The organism is Acetatifactor sp. (assembly GCF_982438285.1).
The window spans coordinates 1-22,898 of the sequence record NZ_CEWDFQ010000009.1; the positions used below are offsets into that span (position 1 = coordinate 1).

General features: G+C 49.5%; 19 protein-coding genes and 1 pseudogene. 14 read left to right on the top strand and 6 right to left on the bottom strand.

Translation table 11 applies throughout. The features are described 5' to 3' along the window. Positions 1-106: 106 nt before the first annotated feature. The 5 genes from AC1WIP_RS00970 (at position 107) to AC1WIP_RS00990 (ending at position 7,370) form a co-directional block, all read left to right on the top strand. Entirely contained in the window at positions 107-3,040 is a 2,934-nt protein-coding gene (locus tag AC1WIP_RS00970; protein ID WP_481140050.1) for a phage tail tape measure protein, read from the top strand. A 3-nt stretch (positions 3,041-3,043) separates the two neighbouring features. Further along, a complete protein-coding gene (locus tag AC1WIP_RS00975; RefSeq protein ID WP_481140051.1) occupies positions 3,044-3,406 on the top strand; it encodes a hypothetical protein in 363 nt (120 codons plus the stop codon). Positions 3,407-3,471: 65 nt separating this feature from the next. After that, a complete protein-coding gene (locus AC1WIP_RS00980) occupies positions 3,472-3,999 on the top strand; it encodes a P-loop NTPase fold protein (protein ID WP_481140052.1) in 528 nt (175 codons plus the stop codon). Between the two features lie 90 nt (positions 4,000-4,089). Then, on the top strand, positions 4,090-5,958 hold the full coding sequence (locus AC1WIP_RS00985) for a hypothetical protein (RefSeq protein ID WP_481140053.1): 1,869 nt from the start codon (positions 4,090-4,092) through the stop codon (positions 5,956-5,958). 20 nt (positions 5,959-5,978) lie between these two features. Then, positions 5,979-7,370 carry a hypothetical protein gene (locus AC1WIP_RS00990; protein WP_481140054.1) on the top strand — a complete coding sequence of 464 codons (1,392 nt, stop codon included), beginning with the start codon at positions 5,979-5,981 and terminating at the stop codon, positions 7,368-7,370. Positions 7,371-7,387: 17 nt separating this feature from the next. On the opposite strand, the gene AC1WIP_RS00995 is transcribed toward AC1WIP_RS00990, so the two are convergent. Together AC1WIP_RS00995 and AC1WIP_RS01000 are read right to left on the bottom strand one after the other, a co-directional pair. Continuing rightward, positions 7,388-7,720, bottom strand: a complete 333-nt coding sequence (locus tag AC1WIP_RS00995; protein WP_481140055.1) for a SymE family type I addiction module toxin — start codon at positions 7,718-7,720, stop codon at positions 7,388-7,390. Further along, the gene (locus AC1WIP_RS01000) at positions 7,717-8,016 is read right to left on the bottom strand and encodes a hypothetical protein (RefSeq protein WP_481140056.1); all 300 of its coding nucleotides are present in this window, start codon (positions 8,014-8,016) and stop codon (positions 7,717-7,719) included. The genes AC1WIP_RS00995 and AC1WIP_RS01000 overlap by 4 nt, the downstream gene beginning before the upstream one ends. Positions 8,017-8,211: 195 nt before the next feature. On the opposite strand from AC1WIP_RS01000, the gene AC1WIP_RS01005 reads away from it, so the two are divergent. From AC1WIP_RS01005 to AC1WIP_RS01030, 6 genes are all read left to right on the top strand, one after another. Beyond that, positions 8,212-8,634 (top strand): phage holin family protein, encoded by a 423-nt coding sequence (locus AC1WIP_RS01005; RefSeq protein ID WP_481140057.1) that lies wholly within the window; start codon positions 8,212-8,214, stop codon positions 8,632-8,634. Further along, positions 8,634-9,575: an SPOR domain-containing protein gene (locus AC1WIP_RS01010; RefSeq protein WP_481140058.1), complete on the top strand. Its 942-nt coding sequence runs from the start codon at positions 8,634-8,636 to the stop codon at positions 9,573-9,575. Before AC1WIP_RS01005 ends, AC1WIP_RS01010 begins: the two co-directional genes overlap by 1 nt. 128 nt (positions 9,576-9,703) lie before the next feature. Beyond that, the gene (locus tag AC1WIP_RS01015) at positions 9,704-9,964 is read left to right on the top strand and encodes an SHOCT domain-containing protein (protein ID WP_481140059.1); all 261 of its coding nucleotides are present in this window, start codon (positions 9,704-9,706) and stop codon (positions 9,962-9,964) included. Positions 9,965-9,994: 30 nt separating this feature from the next. Beyond that, on the top strand, positions 9,995-11,551 hold the full coding sequence (locus tag AC1WIP_RS01020; RefSeq protein WP_481140060.1) for a recombinase family protein: 1,557 nt from the start codon (positions 9,995-9,997) through the stop codon (positions 11,549-11,551). Between the two features lie 4 nt (positions 11,552-11,555). Then, the gene (locus AC1WIP_RS01025) at positions 11,556-11,972 is read left to right on the top strand and encodes an integrase (RefSeq protein WP_481140061.1); all 417 of its coding nucleotides are present in this window, start codon (positions 11,556-11,558) and stop codon (positions 11,970-11,972) included. Then, positions 11,972-13,534: a recombinase family protein gene (locus tag AC1WIP_RS01030; RefSeq protein WP_481140062.1), complete on the top strand. Its 1,563-nt coding sequence runs from the start codon at positions 11,972-11,974 to the stop codon at positions 13,532-13,534. The genes AC1WIP_RS01025 and AC1WIP_RS01030 overlap by 1 nt, the downstream gene beginning before the upstream one ends. 264 nt (positions 13,535-13,798) lie before the next feature. On the opposite strand, the gene rlmD is transcribed toward AC1WIP_RS01030, so the two are convergent. The 4 genes from rlmD to AC1WIP_RS01050 all read right to left on the bottom strand — a co-directional run bounded on the left by rlmD (position 13,799) and on the right by AC1WIP_RS01050 (position 19,009). Next, positions 13,799-15,274, bottom strand: coding sequence for a 23S rRNA (uracil(1939)-C(5))-methyltransferase RlmD (rlmD, locus tag AC1WIP_RS01035; protein WP_481140063.1), 1,476 nt, complete (start codon positions 15,272-15,274; stop codon positions 13,799-13,801). Positions 15,275-15,314: 40 nt separating this feature from the next. Further along, positions 15,315-16,508 (bottom strand): FprA family A-type flavoprotein, encoded by a 1,194-nt coding sequence (locus AC1WIP_RS01040; RefSeq protein ID WP_481140064.1) that lies wholly within the window; start codon positions 16,506-16,508, stop codon positions 15,315-15,317. Positions 16,509-16,540: 32 nt separating this feature from the next. Further along, the gene (locus tag AC1WIP_RS01045; protein ID WP_481140065.1) at positions 16,541-17,488 is read right to left on the bottom strand and encodes a 3'-5' exoribonuclease YhaM family protein; all 948 of its coding nucleotides are present in this window, start codon (positions 17,486-17,488) and stop codon (positions 16,541-16,543) included. A 189-nt stretch (positions 17,489-17,677) separates the two neighbouring features. After that, positions 17,678-19,009, bottom strand: coding sequence for a S1C family serine protease (locus AC1WIP_RS01050; protein WP_481140066.1), 1,332 nt, complete (start codon positions 19,007-19,009; stop codon positions 17,678-17,680). A gap of 152 nt (positions 19,010-19,161) precedes the next feature. Here AC1WIP_RS01050 and AC1WIP_RS01055 point away from each other — a divergent pair, with 152 nt between their 5' ends. The 3 genes and pseudogenes from AC1WIP_RS01055 to AC1WIP_RS01065 form a co-directional block, all read left to right on the top strand. Continuing rightward, on the top strand, positions 19,162-21,540 hold the full coding sequence (locus AC1WIP_RS01055) for an endonuclease MutS2 (RefSeq protein ID WP_481140067.1): 2,379 nt from the start codon (positions 19,162-19,164) through the stop codon (positions 21,538-21,540). A 29-nt stretch (positions 21,541-21,569) separates the two neighbouring features. Beyond that, complete coding sequence (locus tag AC1WIP_RS01060; RefSeq protein WP_318705088.1) at positions 21,570-22,277, top strand: response regulator transcription factor; 708 nt, start codon at positions 21,570-21,572, stop codon at positions 22,275-22,277. After that, positions 22,274-22,898 (top strand): annotated as a pseudogene (locus AC1WIP_RS01065) (hypothetical protein); the annotation flags it as partial. The gene AC1WIP_RS01060 and the pseudogene AC1WIP_RS01065, both read left to right, overlap by 4 nt.

Genomic DNA, 22,898 nt, shown 5'->3' on the forward strand with positions numbered 1-22,898 from the left:
GATTATAACATTATCGTATGCTAATAGCAAGTATATGTATTACAAAATACGGTTTGATTGCTTGGAATGTTCCAGGCTTTTTTATTTTTCTGGAGGTGAGTGACACATGGCAAGCCGAATCAAGGGAATTACGGTGGAAATCGGCGGCGATACCAGCGGGCTGGAAAAGTCGCTGTCTGACGTCAACAATGCCATAAAAAAGACCCAGAGCCAGCTTAGGGATGTGAACAGCCTCCTGAAGCTGGACCCGTCCAACACAGTCCTCCTTGCCCAGAAGCAGGAACTTCTGCAGCAGGCCATCGGCGATACCGAGCGAAAGCTGCAGGCTTTGGAGCAGGCGCAGGAGGAAGTGGCGAAAGCCTTTGAGCGGGGCGACCTTGGAAAAGACCAGTACATGGCTTTCCAGCGTGAGGTGGAGGAAACCAGGGGGACGCTGAACCGCTATAAAGCCGATCTGTCAGGGCTTCAGTCTGAGCAGGAACGTCTGGCATCTAATATGGAGCGGCTCAGCAAGCTGTTTGCCGCTACAGGATCCAACGTGGATGATTATGCGGATGTGCTGGGGAGCCGATTGGTAAATGCCATCAGAAACGGCACGGCATCCTCAGACCAGCTAAAAACAGCTGTGGAGAAAATCGGAAAAGCGGTCACCGGCGGAAAAGCGGATATCAAGCAGCTGACGGATGCCCTGGATACGGTGGATGACGGGCAGGCGATACGGAACCTGATCGAAGATCTGAACGATGTTGGGGACGCTGCCCAGGATGCCGCAGGCGATATCGGGGAGATCGCAGGAGCTACAAAGGGAGCAGCCCTCATGGAAGCCGCAGACCAGCTGTCTGCCGTTGGGGATAAGATCCAGGATATCGGTGACAAGGCGTTGTCCGCTTATGCGGAGACAGAAAACGCAGTCACAAAGGTGAACGCTTACTTCGGGGAAACGGGCGCCGCAGCGGAAGCCAGCGCCGCAGTCATTAAAGAAGTCTATGGATCCGGTGTTGGCCAGAGCATGGATTCTGTGGCGGAAGCGGTCATTATGGTAAAGAAGAACCTTGGGGAGCTTTCCGATACCGACCTTACCCGCCTGACACAGCAGGCGATGACGCTGGATGAACTGTACGGCATCGATATGAACGAGACCTTGCGCGGCGTCAATGCCCTAATGAAGCAGTATGGGCTAACGGCGCAGGAGGCGATGGATTACATCGTCACGGGTACGCAGAATGGCCTGGACAAGACCAACGAGCTGGGCGATAACCTGTCCGAGTATTCCGGCAAGTTCGCCCAGGCCGGCTACTCCGCATCCGAGTATTTCCAACTCCTGCAGAATGGCCTGCAGGGCGGGGCGTACAACCTGGACAAGGTCAATGACGCCATCAACGAGGTGACCACCCGTCTGGCGGACGGGACCATCGGGGATGCTATTGACCTGTATTCCCAGAAGACCCAGTCCCTGTTCCTGGCATGGCAGAATGGGGAAGCTACCCAGAAGCAGGTCATTGATTCCATTGTGGCGGATATCGCAAACTGCACCAACGAGCAGCAGGCCCTGAACATGGCGGCGAAAGCCTTCGGTACGATGGCCGAGGATGGGAACCTCAGGTTCATCACTTCCCTGACTTCTGTAGGCGAAACCTACGACAGTGTGGCAGGTTCTGCAAAGAACCTGTTTGACCAGACAGGCACTCCCATGCAGGAGATGGAGACCAATACCAGGAAACTCCAGCAGGCCCTGATCCCGCTGGGCGAGAAGATCGTGGAGCTTGCCAACGTGGTGCTTCCGCCTCTGGTAGCGGTCATTGAGACTGTGAGCGGGATCTTTGGCGTGCTGCCGAAGCCGGTGCAGAACTTCGTGGTGATCCTCGGAGCGCTGCTTGTGGCTTTTACTGCCTTGACACCGGTTATCGCAGCGCTTTCCGTGGCTTTCGGGGCGCTCAATATCTCACTGCTTCCGGTGATTGGGATCATTGCGGGCGTAGCTGCGGCCATTGCCACGATCATAGCCATTGTGAAAAACTGGGGCGCGATCACGAAGTGGTTCGGCCAGCTGTGGGAAACGGTATCCGCAAAGCTGATGGAACTTTGGGACAAGGTGGTGGTGTTCTTTACGGAAACCATCCCTGCGGCGGCACAGAAGTTTATCGACTTCTTTTCTGCCATCCCACAGTGGTGGAGCAGCCTGTGGTCACAGGTTTCCGCATTTTTCGTCAATATCTGGAACAATATCAGGAATACAGCCGCACGGGTCTGGAACGCTATCCGGCAGACAGCGGTCGATGCGGCGAATGCGTTGAAACAGGGCATCCAAAACATCTTCTCTGCGCTTTCCCAGTTCATTTCACAGATCTGGAATACGCTGAAGAATACGGCCTCGAATATCTGGAACGGCATCAAGACCACGGTGGTGAATATCGCCACAGAATTAAAGGACGCGGCGGTAAATGCCTTCAAAAACCTGGTTTCCGGCATACGTTCCGCCCTTTCCGGGCTGGCATCGGTTGTCCAGAACGGCTTTTCCGGAGCGATCTCCTTTATCACCAGCCTGCCGGGGAAAGCCCTCCAGTGGGGCAAAGATTTCATCCAGGGGCTGATCAACGGCATTAAAAGCATGGTGCAGGCAGTGGTTGATACGGTATCCGGCATCGCCAGTAAGATTGCCTCCTTCCTCCACTTCTCTGCCCCGGATGAAGGCCCTCTCTCAGAGTATGAGAAATGGATGCCGGACTTCATGAAGGGACTGGCAGGCGGCATTGAAAAGAGCCGCGGCCTGGTGGAGAAAGCCGTCCGGGATGTGGCTTCGGAAATGGTCATCACTCCAAAGGCAGCTGCGTCCGGGTATGGAGATACAGATGGAATGATGGCTAGAGGCGGTATGGAGGATATGATCTCCGGGATATCTTCTGCCGTATCGGAAGCCCTAGCGGGATTTTCCGGTCCGCAGGGAAATATCGTGATCCCGGTGTATGTGGGCGGCACTTTACTGGATGAACTGGTAGTGACGGCGCAGGCAAGGCAGAACCTGCGGTCAGGAGGGAGGTAATCAATGGCATTTATACAGTATCTGACTTTTGACGGCACAGCCCTCCCCCTGCCGGATTCCTATGAGGTGCAGATGGATGACGTGGAGGCGGATTCCGGCGGGGAGACTGAGGCTGGGACGGTACAGCGGGATGTGGTGCGCTCCGGCGTGGTGAGCATCCCGGTGACGTTCTCTGTTTCGGCAAAGTGGCTGAAAATCCTGACGGAATTTAAGCAGCAGGAAAAGATCGCCGTGGGATATTTTGACACGGAGACGCTGGCAGTGAAGACAGCGGAGATGTATGTGGAAGGTTATAAAGCTTCTCTTGTGAAAGATACGTCACGGAAGGGGCTGTGGACGGTGAGTTTTACGCTGAGAGAATTTTAGAACTTACGAAAGTAAAAATTTATGATATGCTAATATATATCGATATTTAGTTAGCGGGTGATTATGTGACAATAATTTGGATAGACGGACCATTCGGTGTTGGAAAGACAGCTGTGGCTAATTCAATTATTCAAAAAATCAATAAGGCCATATTACTTGAATTTGATGCTTTGCAAGTTAAGTATAAACCACAAAATGATAAGGAAATAATCCAGGCTTATTTTGGACCAACATATCCTGAAGCAAAAGAATTTCTAATTGAAGCATTGAAAAAAGAAATTCAATTGCTTATGCAGGATGGAACCTATGATTATGTGATTATTCCGATTGCGTTGATAAATGATTTTTGCAGAAAAAACCTTGTAGAGTTTTATTCAGATATTGAAAGCCATCACTTTATATTGATGGCCACAGATGATATTATTAAGCATCGGGCATACAGACAGGATAATCGAGAGATGGATTTGGTATTAACACATATGCAAACTGCAAAATTGTATTTGAACAGCCATTACCCTGATGCTACCAGAATAGACACATCGAGTATGGATATTGATCAAGTAGCTGATAGAATTATCGAAAATATCATATAAAATATTGTTGAGAATAAGTCTAACCATAAGCATCAGTCAGAAATGATTGGTGCTTTTTTGGTGTCTAAAGCCAGAAGGAGGTGATGCCCTATGTACCCGGTGAGCGAGACGTTCCTGCAGGCGGTGCAGGGGAACGCCCGGAAATATTATTGGACGGGGAAGATTACCACAGCAGGAGGCGTGGAATATCCGTTCACGCAGGAGGATATCGTGAAAGGCAGCGGCTATATCACAGCCCAGTGCTGCGGTAATTCTGAGATCGAACTGGGTGCGGTATACGCGGCGGAGATGGGGATCAGCCTGTTCCTGGACATTGACCGGTACACTTTGGAGGACGCGGAAGTGGAACTGTCTTACCACCTGCGGCTGGCAGACGGGATTTATGAAGCTGTCCCTATGGGGATCTTTGAGGTGAGCGAGGCCAATCGGACCGTGCATGTACTGGAACTGAAGGCCTATGACCGGATGCTCCGCTTTGACCGGGCTTTCAATGGTTTTGAGACCATCGGCACGGCTTACGGGATGATGGCGCTGTGCAGTACCGCCTGCGGGGTAGAACTGGCGCAGACCCAGGTAGAGATTGAGGCGCTTCCCAACGGATCAGAATTACTTTCCATCTATCCAGAGAATGACATTGAGACCTACCGTGATGTGCTGTATTTTACGGCCCAGGTACTGGGAGGTTTCTTCTGCATCAACCGGGAAGGAAAGCTGGAGTTCCGGCAGTACGGGGAAATTCCGGTGATGGCGATCCAGCAGAAGCACCGGTTTTCCAGCAGTTTCTCTGATTTTGTGACCCGGTACACGGCAGTCAGTTCCACCAACCTGCGGACGCAGACTTCTGAGTATTATGCTTTGGAAACAGATGACGGGCTGACCATGAACCTGGGAGCCAATCCCCTTCTGCAGTTCGGTCTGGAAGAGACAAGGGCGGAACTTTGCCGCAATATCCTCACCGCTTTATCTGCGGTCAATTATGTACCCTTTGATTCGGATACCATTGGAAATCCGGCCTTTGACCTTGGCGATGTGCTGACCTTCTCCGGCGGGCAGGCGGACGCCCGGCAGATTACCTGCATCACATCTTTTACGGTCAAGATCGGCGGGCGGCAGAGCCTGAAATGTGTGGGGAAGAACCCCAGACTCTCCCAGGCGAAATCCAAAAATGACAAGAACATCTCCGGTCTCTTAAACCAGATTGAGGCGGGGGAGATCAGCATCCACACCTTTACGAATGCCTCTGAATATACCATCGGGGAGACGGATGTGCGGATCATCAGCATTGAGTTCGCTTCCAAAGAGGAAAACCACGCCCAGTTTTTCGGGCAGGTAGTTGTGGATGTGGCGGCTGATCCGGCTGCAAGGTCAGCCAATGCCAGCGGAACAATTGTGATCCCGTTCCCTTCCGGGAATGCGGGAGACAGCGGCGGGGCGGCGGATACAGAAAATGGTTCTGAGGATAGCGCTGCCGGGGAAGAAACCCCGGATATTTCTGTGGATGTAAGCCTGCCGGTGACCTGGACGGAGGATGGGAAAGCTCTTTGCTATGTGACCTTTGAACTGAATAACACGGAGATCCTGCTCCATCATCCAGTGGAGACCTGGCGCAGCGGGAAGCACATCCTGTCTTTGTATTACCCCATTGAAAATATCGTGCCGAACATCACAAACACCTTCAATGTGTACCTGCGGATGGAAAACGGCTCCGGCAGCGTAGGGATCGGGGACTGCATTGCATCTGTCAGCGGCCAGGCAATGGCGGCTGCGGCGGCCTGGGACGGCAGGATCGACATTGAAGAATCGGCGGCATTATTCTCCATTAGCGGCGGGCTTCAGGCAAAGGGCTTTACGGAAGCGGTCGATGTTGGGACGATGGAACTGGTACAGAAAAGCTATTCGGATACAATGACGGGAAGGACTGCGGTTGGCGCATTCTGCCGGCCGGTCACACTCGCTTAAGCAATGGGAGGATTGAGATTATGGTTTTGAAAGGCGTTATGACGATCGAACTGACGGATGAGAATACCGGGGCGGTGGAAACCGTCACGGAAGAAAATATGGTCACGGAAGCAGTAAACAACATCCTTGGCATGAACCCGATGGGGATCTTTTATGCCGCCACCGGGGAATACGATGCGGCAGTCTTGTGGAACGACACCCTTCTTCCCATCTGCCCCAACATGATCGGCGGCATCCTGCTGTTCTCCAAAACCCTGGAAGAGGATGCGGGACATATCTATGAACTGTCCGATAACCTTCCTGTGGCGTATGCCTCCAATGATGTGAATTCCACGGCAAACACAGCCAGGGGGAGCCTGAACCTGGCGGAGAGCATGGCCATTGCTAATGGCTATAAGTTTGTCTGGGAGTTTACGCCCAGCCAGGGGAACGGGACTATTGCGGCGGTGGCGCTTACCAGTTCCTTCGGCGGGCAGAATGCCTACGGGAGTCTTGTGGGGGACTCGAGCACCTTCCTGCAGCTAAAAGCTGCGGATATCGGGTCAATCCCGGATGCCAACAAGATGGTCCTTTTTGAAGCTGTGGAGATGGATTTTGAGAACAGTCTGCTCTACTCCATCACTTACGAAAACGACAGCGTCCGGATCCGGAAGCTGCGGATCCCGGTCTTTTCCATTGGGCTGAACGAGCGGATGGATGATTCCACTTATACCGTGCTGGGGGATGAGGTGCTGACGCCGGAGACCTTTGAATTTCTCGGCAGCTATACGAAATATGGGGAGTTCATGGACGGGCAGGATGGGTATTGGTATGGTTTTTCCAATGAGGAAAACTCTTCGGGGGATGCCGTGATGCTCTGGATCAAGATCTCCAAGACAGACTATTCCTTTACCGAAGGCCAGTGGACGCTGTCCAACGCGCATCTTATGGACGTGGGCAGCAGGGAGCTTGGTTCTTTTCCAGAGCGTGTGGTAAAGTGCTGCATCCGGGGCGGGGATTTGTATGTACCTGCCTATGACAAGAAGGGAATCTATAAGATCAGCCTTTCCAACTCCACGGATGTGACTCTGATCGAATTCGGCTTTACTTCCAAATGGAAGCCTCTTTGCGAAACAGGAAACTGCGAGCTTTATATGACGCTGGTCGGAGACCTGATCATCGGCGGGGATTTCCAGATCACAGCGGATGACACGGTGGTCCATACCCAGGGGAGCGCACGGCTCAATGACGCCGCCACTCCCCTGTTCCAGTATAAAAACTTCCTGATTGGCTGGGGAGGCAGCTACGGAAACGAGTACCGGACGGCATACCTTCTGACGCCGTACCTGGCGACCATCAATAACCTCTCGTCAGCGGTAGTAAAGACCGTGGACAAGACCATGAAGATCACCTACACTCTGACGGAGGAGTAAGTCGGGGGATTATCAGGTCATTTCGATGGGGAGCGGTAGCCGTTGGAGCTTTCCGCTACAAGGGAAAATGCCCGGAGGTCTTCGTCCAGGCTTTTTTGGAGCCTTCGGATGGATGCGGACTTGGAAGCGAGTTCCTTTTCAAGCTCTGCCCGCCTGCGGTCAGCCAGTTCCTCTGCCGTCATGGGGCGGATACGGATGGAACTTTCGTCATATTCCACCACAATCGTGCTGCCGATGGAAAAGCCAAGCTCCTCAAGCCACCTGCCCTCCATCTGGATCTTCGGGACCTGGGTATAGGAGCCGCCGGTGCAGCGGCTGGTGTATGCGACTTTGATGTTTTTCTGTTTCATGGGCGTACCTCCTTGTGCAGTTTACGGCGGCTTTTCCTGGAAAGCCAGCAGGCATCGTGGTTTCGGATCTGGCTGAGACAGCCGGAAAGCGTAGCTCCGTGGCCGTGCTCGTGATAGGGTGTCCCCCTGTGATGGGTGTGGTAGATCAGACAGCTTCTGAAATGCGGGTACTCCTGCAGCAGGATGTGCCAGCAGTGTCCGGTGTTTTTTGACTGGATCGTAAGGGTGCATCCGCCAGACGCAATGACGGAAAAGTATCCGGCATCAATGTTTTTCAGTTCCTTCGCAGTAAACATTTTTGACCTCCTTCCTGCGGTTTTTGTGATTGTATCTATCACTCTGCCCGGCAGGAATAGCAACCTGATTCTGTGCCATAAACTGCACAAATCTTTATCCGCAGGATTGTGCAGGAAGGCGCTTTATATAGAAACTTACAGACGGGCGCTCTGACAGGGCGTCCTTTTTCATTCGGGAAAGAGAGGGATTTCATTATGAAAGAATTCTGGAACACCATCCAACTCATTTTTACCGCTGTGGGCGGCTGGCTCGGGTACTTCCTTGGCGGCTGTGACGGCCTGCTTTACGCCCTCATCGCCTTTGTGACGATCGATTATATCACGGGCGTGATGTGCGCCGTCATCGACAGGAAGTTATCCAGCGCGGTGGGCTTTAAGGGGATCTTCCGCAAGGTGCTGATCTTCCTTCTGGTCGGCATTGCCAATATCATCGATGTGCAGGTGGTCGGCGCTGGGGCGGTCTTGCGGACAGCGGTGATCTTTTTCTACATCTCCAATGAAGGCGTGAGTCTGCTGGAGAATGCAGGGCATCTGGGACTCCCCATCCCGGAAAAGATCAAAACGGTATTAGAGCAGCTCCATGACAGAGCAGAAAACGGAAAGGAAGGTAATGAATAATGGCTTACACAAACAGTTCTCTCATATCTTACACAAACCTTAGTCCGAACCATTCCGGACAGAGGACACATTCCATTGACCGGATCACACCCCATTGTGTGGTGGGCCAGCTGACGGCGGAGAGCATCTGCGGATGCTTTACAAGCACAGCTGTTCAGGCAAGCTGTAATTATGGCATCGGAAAGGATGGGAAAATCGCCCTCTGCGTAGAGGAGAAGAACCGCTCCTGGTGCTCTTCCAGCAGCGCCAACGACCAGAGGGCCGTCACCATTGAGTGCGCAAGCGACCTGAACGCTCCCTACGCAATGACCACCGCTGTTTACAACTCCCTTGTGAAGCTTTGCACGGACATCTGCAAACGGAACGGAAAGAAGAAGCTTATCTGGCTGGGGGATAAGAATAAGACACTGAACTATTCCCCAAAGTCGGATGAGATGGTGCTGACCGTCCACCGCTGGTTTGCGAACAAGTCCTGTCCGGGAGACTGGCTATATGGGAGACTTGGTGACCTTGCGGCAAAAGTCACGGCACAGCTTGGAGGAACAGCTGCTGACAGCAGCGGGACGCTGTACCGGGTGCAGACAGGCGCTTTTTCTAAGAAATCGAATGCTGACGCCCTGGAAGAGAAACTCAGAGCCAGAGGTTTTGATACCTACATGGTGCAAAGCGGCGGGCTTTACAAGGTACAGGTCGGCGCATACAGTATCAGGGCAAACGTCGAGGCAATGATGGAAAAGGTTAAGGCGGCCGGATTTGACGCTTTCATTACGACCGCATCCGGGTCAGCTGTATCTTCTTCCAATGTTAAGTCCATTGACACTCTTGCCAGGGAGGTAATTCGCGGCGATTGGAGAAACGGCGCGGAAAGAAAGCAAAGGCTGTCCGCTGCAGGATATGACTATGCAGCGGTGCAGCAGAGAGTAAATAAGTTGTTGTCATAACGGGAACGAAACGGCCTGAGGGTATCTCTTCTGAGAACCTGCAGGCCGTTTTTTTCTTTTTCGGCCAATTCTGCCAATGCTGTCCAGATAGGTTATTGAGGAATTCACTCAGATTGGAGGAAAACATAATGACTCTATCTACCAGATCAGATACAGCCCACACTGCTGCGCTTGAAGGCATTAGCACAGAACATCTTTTCACACCCGAACAATTCCAACAGGATGTGGACTATTATAGAGCCCAGTGCATTACAAAATCGCTGCTGGATTCTGGACTTATTTCCTTGTCGCAATTTAACAAATTAACCGCATTAAATCGGAAATCTTTCTCTCCTTTTCTCGCCGAAATCATGCCAGAACCCGTTGATATCACCTCCATTCAGAGGTAATATGTCACACTACCGAAGGGAGGTGAAACCGTGAAAAAGATTACAAAAATCAGCAGCGATAAGCCTAAGCAGAATGCAAAGAAGCTTCATGTAGCTGCCTACTGCCGTGTCTCCACGGATAATGATGCTCAGCTTGAAAGCCTTGAAGCGCAAAAAAAACATTATGAGAATTACATCTCTAACCGTGAGGATTGGACATTTGCAGGGTTATATTTCGATAAGGGTATCACCGGCACGAAGAAAGAAAAGCGGCCGGAATTACTGCGGATGATTGCGGACTGCAAAGCAGGTAAAATCGATTTTGTCATAACAAAATCCATCAGCCGTTTTGCAAGAAATACCACTGACTGCCTGGAATTGGTTCGCAAACTTCTGGAATTGGACATTCCTGTTTATTTCGAGAAGGAAAATCTGAATACCAGTGCCATGGAAAGCGAATTATTCCTGTCTATCCTGAGCAGCATGGCCGAGGGTGAGTCCTCCTCCATTTCTGAAAATAACAAATGGTCCATTCAGAAACGATTCAAAAACGGCACCTTCAAGATCAGCTATCCGCCCTACGGATATGACTGGAATGGGGAACAAATGGTTGTAAATCCGGAGCAGGCCAAGATTGTCAAATGGATTTTCTCCCAGATTCTTTCAGGAAAGGGAACTCTGGCCGTCGCAAACGAACTGAACAAGAAAGGTGTGCCCACGAAAAAAGGCGGACACTGGACAGCTTCAACCGTGCGCGGTATGCTCGCCAACGAAAAATATACCGGCGATGTCATTTTTCAAAAGACCTACACAGATTCTCAGTTTAATCGTCATACGAACTATGGAGAAAGAGATCGCTATGCCCTTGCCTGCCACCACGAAGCCATCATCAGCCATGAAGATTTTGACGCTGCAGCCATTCTGATCCAGCAGCGGGGCCGTGAGAAGGGCATCGTAAAGGGCAAGAATAAATACCAGAATCGCTACTGCTTTTCTGGAAAAATCTTTTGCGGCGAATGCGGAGATACGTTCAAACGGCGAATACACACCTGCAGCAATTACAAGTATGCCGCTTGGTGCTGCAATACACATATTGAGGATAAAAGCCGCTGCTCTATGAAATTTATCCGGGATGATAATCTAAAGGCAGCCTTTGTGACAATGATCAACAAACTGATCTTCGGACGCCGATTGATTCTCAAACCCTACTTAGAAGCATTGAAAGGCTCCAACAAGGACAATTCCCTGCGAAGGATCCAGGAAATTCAAAGTCTTTTGCTGGAAAATGCAGAACAGCGCGAAACCCTTGCAAAGCTGATGGCCCAAGGCTATATCGATCAGATTCTCTATAACGAAGAAAACAACTTGCTTTTAGCACAGGCCGATCAATATAAAACCGAGATTTCCGCTTTAAACAAAAGCATCTCTGGCGATGCCACACTCGTTAAATCTACCCTCACTCTGCTGCGCTTTGCGGAGAAAGGTGTGATGCTGAATGCGTTCGACGAAGCATTGTTTGAAAACGCAGTAACTCGCATTCGGGTACTCTCCCGACAGGAGATCGCCTTTGAACTGAAGTGTGGACTTACCCTAACGGAAAGGATGTGATGGAATGGGACACACACCATACGGATATCGGATAGAAAACGGGGTTGCCGTCATCGATGAGGCGGCTGCCGGAAAGCTGCGAAAACTCTATAAGAATTATCTTTCCGGTATGGGACTGCAAATGGCTGCGGCAGAAGCTGGCATTCAAACATACCACGGAACTGCCAAACGGCTGCTGATGACACAACACTACCTTGGAGATAATTTCTATCCGGCGATCATTGATGAAGAGACCTATCATAAAGCACAGGAGGAGCTTATGACACGTGCGGCTGCTCTCGGCAGACTGAACAGAACCACTAAGCAAAAACCCATCAAAACTCCAACACTTTTTACTATCCGGGATATTGAAAAACATTTTGATGACCCTGCAGTACAGGCTGAATACCTTTACAGCCTGATTGATTGTGAGGTGGGCTGATGGGAAATGTAATGGTCATCCCTGCAAGAAGGCAGGTCGGCAATAATGTCAAAAGATCTGAGAAGCCAAAACTCCGAGTCGCAGCGTACTGCCGCGTCAGTACTGACAGCGATGAGCAGGCCACCAGCTACGATGCCCAGATCGAGCATTACACAGAATATATTTCAAAGAATCCCGACTGGACTCTGGCTGGCATCTTTGCGGATGACGGAATCACTGGCACTAACACGAAAAAACGTGAGGAATTTAACCGTATGATTGACGAGTGCATGGCTGGAAACATCGACATGATTATTACGAAGTCAATCAGCCGTTTTGCCCGGAATACTTTAGATTGTCTAAAGTATATCCGGCAGCTCAAAGAGAAAAATATTCCGGTTTTCTTTGAAAAAGAGTCCATAAACACAATGGACTCAAAGGGCGAGGTGCTTCTGACCATTATGGCCTCCCTTGCCCAGCAGGAAAGCCAGAGCCTTTCTCAGAATGTTAAGCTGGGCCTGCAGTACCGTTACCAGCAGGGACATGTGCAGGTCAATCATAACCGCTTCCTCGGCTACACCAAGGATGCTGACGGGCATCTGGTCATTGATCCGGATCAGGCTGAGATCGTCCGGCGCATTTACCGAGAGTATCTGGAAGGCTCCAGCATGGATAAAATTGCTGCTGGATTGGAAGCGGACGGCATCCTGACCGGCGCTGGAAAAACAAAATGGCATACCAGCACCATCAACAAGATTCTCCGGAATGAAAAGTATATCGGCGACGCGCTTCTGCAAAAGACCTATACCACAGACTTTCTGACTAAAAAGCGCATCAAGAACAACGGCATCGTTCCACAGTACTATGTTGAGGGTGACCATGAAGCGATTATTCCAAAGGACATCTTTTTGCTGGTGCAGGAAGAATTGGTCCGCAGGCGACGCGTCCACACCAGTAAAAATGGCAAGCGCCATTGTTATTCCTGCAAACATTGTTTTGCCCAGATCGTTTTCTGCGGCGAATGCGGAGAGTTTTACCGGCGAGTCCACTGGAACAACCGTGGATGTAAATCCATCGTCTGGCGCTGCTGCAGCCGCCTGGACAACACCGGCCATTCCTGCCGCAGCCGCACGGTAAATGAAAGTTTGCTGGAACAGACAGCTATCGATGCCATCAATCAGGTACTTTGTAAAAAAGATGATTTTCTGAAAACCCTGCAGGCCAATATTGCTACAGTCATTAAACAGGGAGACAATCTCTCACCGGAAGTAATCGACACTCGCCTGCGGGAGCTTCAAAAAGAACTTCTGAAAAAAGCCAATCAAAAAGACGATTATGACGCCATTGCAGATGAGATACTCAGACTCCGGGATATGCGCAAACAGTCCGAAGTGGACAGCGTGATCAAGGATGAGCAAATGAAGCAGATCAATGATCTGCAAGATTTTATCCGAAGCCAGCCTACTACCATCACAGAATTTGACGAGGTACTGATCAGGAGGCTTATTGCAAAGATTACTGTCTATTCGGATGATTTTACTGTAGAATTCAGATCCGGGATTATAATCGATATCAAAGCATAAAGTAAGGCTCCTTACTGCCGGGATACATCCTCGCAGCAAGGAGCCTCTTTTACCACAGCCTCCGGTTATTTAAACCGCTAACTCAACCCTCAAGCTAAAACATCTAAACAGACCACTCAATCTGCACACATCCAAACCGACTATTCAACCCTCCGGTCAAAAGCATAGATATGTTCTGTCAAAGGTTTTTATGGTCATCTCACGGTCTTCTGGAACTGTCATTGAAACACTCGGAACGCCCGGAAATAAAGCACTTTTCATGAATCAATCCTTAACCCGTGACATCAAAACTACCGTTTCAACATGCACCGTCATCCCAAACTGGTCCACACCCCTGACTCTCTTCACCTCATACCCTCCATCGCACAGAATCTTCAAATCCCGGGCCAGGGTGGCGGAGTCGCAGCTCACATACACAATCCGCTCCGGGCGCAGCTTCAGCATAGCCGAAAGGCATGCCTGATCGCAGCCTTTTCTGGGCGGGTCTACCACCACCACATCAGGAGGCAGAATGGATTTTCCTAAAGCCTCCTCCGACAGCGCCTCCTGCACACTGCCAGCAAAAAATTCTGCGTTTTCGATGCCATTTAAAACTGCGTTCTCCTTTGCATCCTCTATGGCCTGGGGCACAATTTCCACTCCATACACCTTTTTTGCGCCTCCTGCAAGGAAAAGGGAAATGGTTCCAATGCCGCAGTACAAGTCCCACACGATTTCCTTTCCCGTAAGACCTGCATATTCCAGGGCAAGACTGTAGAGCTTTTCTGTCTGCATGGGGTTTACCTGATAGAAGGAAAGGGGAGAAATTTTAAAGGTCAATGCCCTTTCTGTGGCCGGATACCCTTCCTTTTGCATATCTCTTGTATGAAGCACATCGGTGATAAAGGGCTGTCCCCAAAGATTATGTATTTCCTTTCCCATAATTACGTTGGTTTTTTCGGTATTGATGCTGACTGACACACTTGTCATGCCTTGTATCCGGGCCAGTTTTGCAAGCAATTCTCCCTGATTAGGCAAAAATTCATTATTTCGTTTCTGTGTGCCCCTGGCTTGATATGACAATTTTGTCATTTTTTTATTCAGCACAAGGCAGACCATGATTTCGCCGGTGGAAAAGCCCTTTCTGATCAATATATGGCGGATCAATCCAAGTCCTGTGGTTTCCTCATAGGGCGGAACATGGTTTTCTTCCATGTAATTTAAGATGACCTGCAAAATCTCCTTATTCTCTTTTGGTCCAAGAAGGCAGTCCTGATTGGGAATAATGTGGTGGGTGCGGCCCGCATAAAAGCCCGCCGTCACCCTTCCCTCTTTGTCTCTTCCCACAGGATATTGGGCCTTATTGCGGTAGCGGAAGGGGTTTTCCATACCGATTACAGGCTCCATTCTGGCCTCCACATAGTCGGGAGAAAAGCCGCCGATGCGGATGAGATTGTTTTTGATTTTTTCCTGTTTAAACAAAAGCTGTCTTTCATAGGAAAGGGGCTGGAGCTGGCAGCCGCCGCACTGTCTGCACACAGGGCATTTTGGCTCCACGCGAAAAGGAGAAGGCGCAAGCACCTTCTCTAATCTGGCGTAAGCATAATGCTTTTTACTCTTTACAATTTTGGCCTCCACCTGGTCGCCGATAACGGCGTCCTTCACAAACAAGGTAAAGCCGTCAACCTTTCCGATTCCCTGTCCGTCCTTATCCATATCCTCTATCGTGACGGTAACGTGATCATTTTTTTGATATTCCATGCCTTCTCCCGTTTTCGCAGCATTTTAATTTGAAACTTTCTTATTTGTCCAAAATGTCCAAAAGCTCCAGAATCATCTTCTCCATCTGTTCCTTATCCTGCTCCTTCATGGCGGACGTTATGGTGACGGTGGTATCTGTAAAAGTAATATTTTTACTCTTCTCAAACATTCCCTTTATCACCTTAGCAGCCATGGGCGCCCAGGAGCCGTTTTCTATAAGGCCAATTCTGCGGTTTTGAAAGTTTCTTTCCAAAAGCCTTCGGATAAAATCCTCCATAAAGGGAAAAATGCCGCCGTTATAGGTGCTGCATGCCAGCACCAGCTTATCATAGCGGAAAGCCTCTGATACGGCCTGGGACAGGTCGGTTCTGGCCAGATCATAAACCACAACCTCACCTGCATTTCTTTTTTTCAATTCCTCCGCAAGGAAAAGAGCTGCCTTCCTTGTGTGTCCGTAAATGGAAGCATAGAAAACTGCAATTCCCTGGCTTTCCGGCGTATAGGAGGACCATTTTTGATACAGATCCAGATAATATCCCAGGTTTTCCTGTAAAATAGGGCCATGGAGCGGGCAGATGACGGCAATGTCAAGCTCTGCTGCCTTCTTTAATACATTCTGCACCTGTACTCCATATTTCCCCACAATGCCGATATAGTAGCGGCGGGCCTCGTCCGCCCAGGGCTCTTCTTTATCCAGGGCCCCGAACTTTCCGAAGGCGTCCGCACTAAAGAAGAGCTTTTCCGTCTGCTCGTAGGTCATCATCACCTCCGGCCAGTGAACCATGGGAGCAAAGAGAAACTGCAGTGTGTGGCTTCCCAGGGACAGGGTGCCTCCGTTCTCCGCCTTTATGCTTCTTTCCGCAATCTTCTCCTGTAAAAGGGCGCCGTCCTCTTCCCCATAAAGAAACTGCTTTATCATTTCAAAGGTTTTTGGTGTAGCTGCTACCTTTGCATCAGGATATTTGCGCAGGAATAAAGGAATTCCCCCTGAGTGGTCCGGCTCCATGTGCTGAACGATCAGATAGTTGGGCTTTCGTCCATCCAGCTCTCTTTCCAGATTTTCCAGCCATTCTCCGGTAAAGCTCTCGTCCACGGTATCCATAACCGCAATTTTTTCATCCAGAATCACATAGGAATTATAGGACATACCCATCGGAACAGGGTACTGGCCCTCAAACAAGTCTGTCTTGTGATCATTTACACCAATATATCTTACGCTGTCGCTGATTTTCATTTCAATCTCCCTTCTCAAACGTTTATTCTCTTCTACTGCAGCCTGCTGGCTCTCAAATTGGAATCAAACAGTCTGTTATAACCAAACCAGCCTGCATTGTCTGCATTATTTTCCAGAATTTCTTTAAAGGTCTCCAGCTTCGCATCCGTATCATCCGCATAATTCAGGGCCAAGGCCTCTATAATGGCAGGCACCTTAGGAGAACCGTACTCATATTTTCCATGATGGGCCAAAATACAGTGCTCCACCTGCATCAGCAGGCTGTCCGGAAAATCCTTGATCTTGGCTGCTTTTCCCGCAACCATCTGGGCTCCCATAACAATGTGCCCCAAAAGCTGTCCCTCGTCCGTGTAATCATTTGCCGGAAAAGCGGATATCTCTCTGGTTTTCCCGATATCGTGGCACATGGCCGCCGTCAAAAGAAGGTCTCTCTTTAAAATGGGATAAGCGCTGCAATAATAATCGCACAGCTTTGTCACACTTAAAGTATGCTCCAATAATCCTCCCACAAAACCATGATGTACTGTTTTTGCTGCGGAGGAATTGCAGAATACCTTTACAAAGTCACTGTCCTCCACAAAAAAGGCCTCCAAAAGCTGTCTCAAATAGGAATTTTGTATGCTTCGTATCAAAGAAACCAGCTCTTTATACATTTCATCAATGTTCTTGGAGCTTACGGGAAGATAGTCTGCAGCGTTGTATTCTCCCTCCCTGCACACCCGGATTCTTTTTACGCTGACCTGAAGGGCCCCTAAAAAATTAGTCACATCCCCGTAAACCTCTATATAATCCATTGTGTCATAATCCCCGATGCCGGGATTGTTGGGCTCCCACACCTTTGCGTCTATGGTTCCTGTTTTATCCTGAAGAATCACATTTTCGTATGCCTTCCCGTTTTTTGTCACCGCCGGCTGCTTATGCTTGCACAGGTAAATGTCAAAAATTCTGTCTCCCTCTTTAAAGTCCTTGATATATTTCATTTTTCACAGGGCCCAAAGCCCCTCTCCTTTCTTTTCTTTATTCTGCTGTTTAGGTAATTGCGAAACTCGCTCTCTGGTATCAGAAACTGGGCGTAATAACCAAAATAAGAATGACTAGCTACTGCTTCGGAACCCGTTTTTGGTTATTATGACCAGGTTCGTGACTTTGTCAGCAAGTTTCGCAAACGCCTATTCTGCCGTTCCCAGTACAATGCTGAAATTCATTTCCCTGTACTCGTTTTGGGCCTGGCGCATGATCTGAATATTTATCTGGTCTCCTGCCTCCATCTGCAGAAGCACCGTAGAATATTCCCCGAAATTTACAATGGTTCTGTCGTCTATGGCTACAATCACATCCCCTTGCTGTATACCGGCCAGCATGGCGGGAGAATCCATATCCACTTCCCTCACATAAGCTCCGTAGGGCACTCCCAGCTCCTCATGAGCCTCCTGTGTCACATCCACTCCGCTGATGCCCAGATAGGCCACGCTCTCGCCGTTTGACATTTTTTCGATGACCTTTTTCAGCTCTGTAATACCGTAAGCGCCAATCACATTGGTCATGTCTGAACCGGCCTTTTCACCGGTTATAATGCCGATTACCTGTCCCTGCAGGTTAAAAAGCACCCCTCCCCCATTTCTGCTTCCGCTGATATCCGTAAACAGAAGCTTATAATTTCTGTCCACGGCAAAGAGCTGGCTGTTGACGGCGGTAATCATGCCGTATCCCACAGAATTGCTGATCCCCATGGGACTTCCCATTGCAATTACCGGGGTTCCCACAATATTTTTGGCATTGGAGGAGCCAAGAGCTGCCACCTTGATCAAATCCTCCCTGTTCTCCTGGGGAAGATCATTTAAGCTTACGGAAAGCACCGCAAGATTGGTAAAGGAATCCTTCTGCTTTACCTGGGCTTTCACCTGAACGCCGTTATAAAATTCCATGGAAAGCTCCTGTGCATCATTTATGGGCGTATTGTCCGCCAGCACAAGAAGCTCTCTCCCATTGTTGGCTATTATCACGCCAAAGGATTGGTTCTGGCTTTCCTGTACGTTGTTAAACCAGTCAATATTGGAGGTGACCCCTGTAACCGTTACCATGGATTCATTGAGCTGAGAAACAAATTCCGACATGGCAGTGTACAGCTGTCTGTAATCCTCTTTATCCAGCTGAATCTGAGAAAGAATTGACTCAATCTGTTCCTCCTCTAACACAACCTCTGTTTCCTGTCTGCTTTCCTCCTGATTCTGGGCCTGCATATTATCCGACAGCATTTCCTCCGGCGACATTTCCTCCTGGTCCTCTGGAAAGACAATGGGCTGGGGCTCCTCCTCCGGATAAAGCCAGTTGCTGATCACCGGCTCAAGCACAAGAAAGGTAAAACAGGCAATCAAACCGAAAATAACAGCCATGGCGGCAGTGATGATGGTCCGTCGGATCAGCTTTCTTTTATTCACCGGCCGTTCCTTTATCTTTTCAATCAAGAAATCGTTTTTGTCCTTCTGTTCCAAACCAGACATCTTCTTCCTCTTTCCTTGGGCATCTTTCCTTAAAAGTATATCGGATTCCCCTATAAAAGTAAAGAATCCTATACCAAAATCCTTTTCACCTATGCTATAATGATTACGTTCCAGAATTTCAAAGCCGCCTGGGCGGCAGAATGAGAGGAAATATGAACGAAAAGGGATTAAGGACCTTGGAATATCATAAGGTCATACGGCTTTTAACCGATAAAGCGGATTCCGAACCGGGCAGAAGCTGCTGCCGCAAGCTTCTGCCCTCCACAGACATCCGGGAAATACAAAAAGCACAGGAGGAAACGAAAGACGCTCTTTCCCGCCTGTTTAAAGCAGGCAGCACTTCCTTTGGCAGCAACACAGATCTTTCATTTTCCATAAAGTCCCTGGAGGTGGGAAGCACCCTTTCCGCACCGGAGCTTTTAAAGATCGCAGGCTTTTTGGACAATGTAAACCGCGTTCGCACCTATGGAAGGAGGGAAAGAGAGGAGGAAAATACAGACAGTCTGGACGGATATTTTGAACAGCTCACTCCTCTGACACAGATAGCCTCGGAGATCAACCGCTGCATTTTGTCCGAGGAGGAAATTGCGGACGACGCAAGCCCACAGCTCAAAAGCATCCGCCGTTCTATTTTGCTTACCAATGAGAAAATACATTCCCAGTTAAATTCCATGGTCAACGGCTCTCTTCGCACCTATCTGCAGGATGCGGTGATTACCATGCGAAATGACCGCTACTGCCTCCCCGTAAAGGCAGAATACAAGGGACAGGTAAGCGGAATGGTTCACGACCAGTCCTCCACGGGCTCCACCTTTTTTATTGAGCCTGCAGCTGTGGTGAATTTAAACAATCAATTAAAGGAGCTTGCCTTAAAGGAGCAGGAGGAAATCGAACGGATTTTAGCCTCCTTAAGCGCCATGGCGGGAGAGCATACGGAGGAGCTCTCCCAAAATCAGACCGTGATGACACAGCTGGATTTTATTTTTGCAAAGGCAAAGCTTGCCATGGAGCAAAACGCCACCAGGCCCCAATTCAATACAGAGGGCTATATCCAGATCAGAAAGGGACGCCATCCCCTTTTGGACAAAAGGAAGGTGGTTCCCATCGACATCCATCTGGGAAAGGATTTCGACCTTTTGATCATTACCGGGCCAAATACCGGAGGAAAAACCGTATCCTTAAAAACAGTGGGGCTTTTTGCCCTTATGGGACAGGCGGGGCTTCATATTCCCGCTCTTGACCGCTCCCAGCTTTGTATCTTTACGGAGGTTTACGCGGATATCGGAGATGAGCAGAGCATCGAACAGAGCCTGTCCACATTTTCCTCCCACATGACCAGCATTGTCCACATTCTGGCCCATGCGGATGAGAATTCTCTGTGCCTGTTTGACGAGCTGGGAGCCGGAACGGATCCCACGGAGGGAGCGGCTCTTGCCATTGCCATTTTAAATCATCTGCATGACAGGGGAATCCGCACCATAGCCACCACCCACTACAGCGAGCTGAAGCTCTATGCCCTCTCCACTCCCTTTGTGGAAAATGCCTGCTGTGAATTCGATGTGGAAACCCTGCGTCCCACCTACCGGCTTTTGATCGGCATACCCGGTAAAAGCAACGCCTTTGCCATCTCCTCAAAGCTGGGGCTTCCCGATGAGATCATAAACGCCGCAAAGGAACAGATCGGCAAGGAGGAAAAGACCTTCGAGGATGTGATCGCAGATTTGGAGCAGAGCCGGATCACCATCGAAAAGGAACGGCAGGAGGCAGCCCAGTATAAAGAAAAGGTACGCACCCTGGAAGAACAGCTCAGACAAAAGAACGAAAAAATCGACCGGGCAAAGGAGCGTATCCTGCAGGAGGCCAATGAAAAGGCCAGAGCCATTCTGCAGGAGGCAAAGGAAGTGGCGGACGAGACCATCCGGGACTTTAATAAGGCAGGCGCCGGATCGGATATCAAGGAGCTTGAGAAAAAAAGACAGAAGCTGCGAGGAAAAATAGAGGAAAAAAGCCAAAAGCTCAGCTTAAGGAATGCCTCCGACACTTCCAAAAAAATCGGAATCGACCCCAAAAAGCTGAAAAAAGGGGACAGCGTAAAAATTGTCTCCATGGGATTAAAGGGCACTGTAAGCACACTCCCCGACTCCAAGGGAGCCTTGTTCGTCCAGTGCGGTATCATACGCACCCAGACAAACGTAAAAGACCTGGTATTCGCAGAGGAGGAGACCGTAACCTCCCCCAGGCTCCAGCGCACCAATACCGGTAAAATCAAGCTGTCCAAGTCCTACAGCGTTTCCACGGAGATCAATCTTCTGGGCAAAACAGTGGACGAGGCTCTTTCCCTTTTGGACAAATACTTAGACGACGCTTATCTGGCTCATCTTCCCAGTGTGCGCATTGTCCATGGCAAGGGAACCGGAGCCCTTAGAAACGCCGTGCACAATCATTTAAAGCGCCTGAAATACGTAAAGGATTTCCGTCTGGGAGAGTACGGGGAGGGAGACGCAGGCGTTACCATCGTAACCTTCCGATAGAACTGTATGATTCATATAAAGGAGCAGGTATGGTAAATAAACAGAAAATTTTAATTGTAGATGACGACAACAATATCGCAGAGCTGATTTCTCTGTATCTCACAAAGGAATGCTATGAGACCTTGATCGTAAACGATGGAGAGTCCGTTCTTCCTGCAGTGGAGAGCTTTTCTCCCAATTTGATTCTTCTGGATTTGATGCTTCCCGGCATTGACGGATATCAGGTCTGCAGAGAGGTTCGGGCAAAGCATACTATTCCCATCATCATGCTTTCCGCAAAGGGAGAGGTTTTTGACAAGGTGCTGGGACTGGAGCTGGGCGCAGACGATTACATTGAAAAGCCCTTTGACTCCAAGGAGCTGGTGGCCCGGGTAAAGGCCGTTCTGCGCCGGTATAAGCCTGCGGTGGTGCTTCCGGAAAACCCAAACGACAAGTGTGTGGAATATCAGGACCTTTCCATCAACCTTACAAATTATTCCGTGGTCTATATGGGGCATACCGTGGAGATGCCTCCCAAGGAGCTGGAGCTTTTGTATTTTCTGGCCTCCTCCCCCAACCATGTTTTCACCAGAGAACAGCTTCTGGATCAGATTTGGGGCTATGAATATATCGGAGACACCCGCACTGTGGATGTACACATCAAACGCCTTCGGGAAAAAATCAAGGATCACGCTAACTGGAAGATTTCAACTATCTGGGGAATCGGCTACAAATTTGAGGTGCGCAGTGAATCATGAAAAAAACCCTTTATCTGAAATTTGTGCTGGCTTATTTTATCTTCGGTGTTTTTGGATTCATTATTGTCACCACCTTTGTGCCAAATATGACAAGGGAGCACCTGATCCGGGAAAAAGCCGAAAGCCTTTACTATGAAGCCACTCTTATCGGAAATACTTACGCCAGCGGCCTTTACACCAACGAGACCAGTCTTGAAACCGTAAAAACACAGCTGGATTCCCTGGCAGTGTACTTAAACTCCGTGATCCGCATTATCAATCCTTCCGGGCGTCTGGTGTTGGACACCAATACTCCCATAGATGTGGAAAATGTGGTGGTGATCGAGGATTTTGACCCAACCATCACAAGCGGCTCCTATTATACCATAGGAGATTTTTTTGGAAGCTTCAACACGGATGTGCTCACTGTACTGGCCCCCATCACCTCAAATTATATGGTAAAGGGATATGTGGCTATCCATTGTGATATGCAGGATATCGAGGAGTCCTGCAACAGCCTTTTGAATATTTCCTATATTACTCTGGTTATTTTTATTTTTGCTTTCGCTGATTATTTTGATTTTCTTTACGGAAATTGTCTACATTCCTCTGCGGAAAATCACACACGCCACAGAGCAGTAC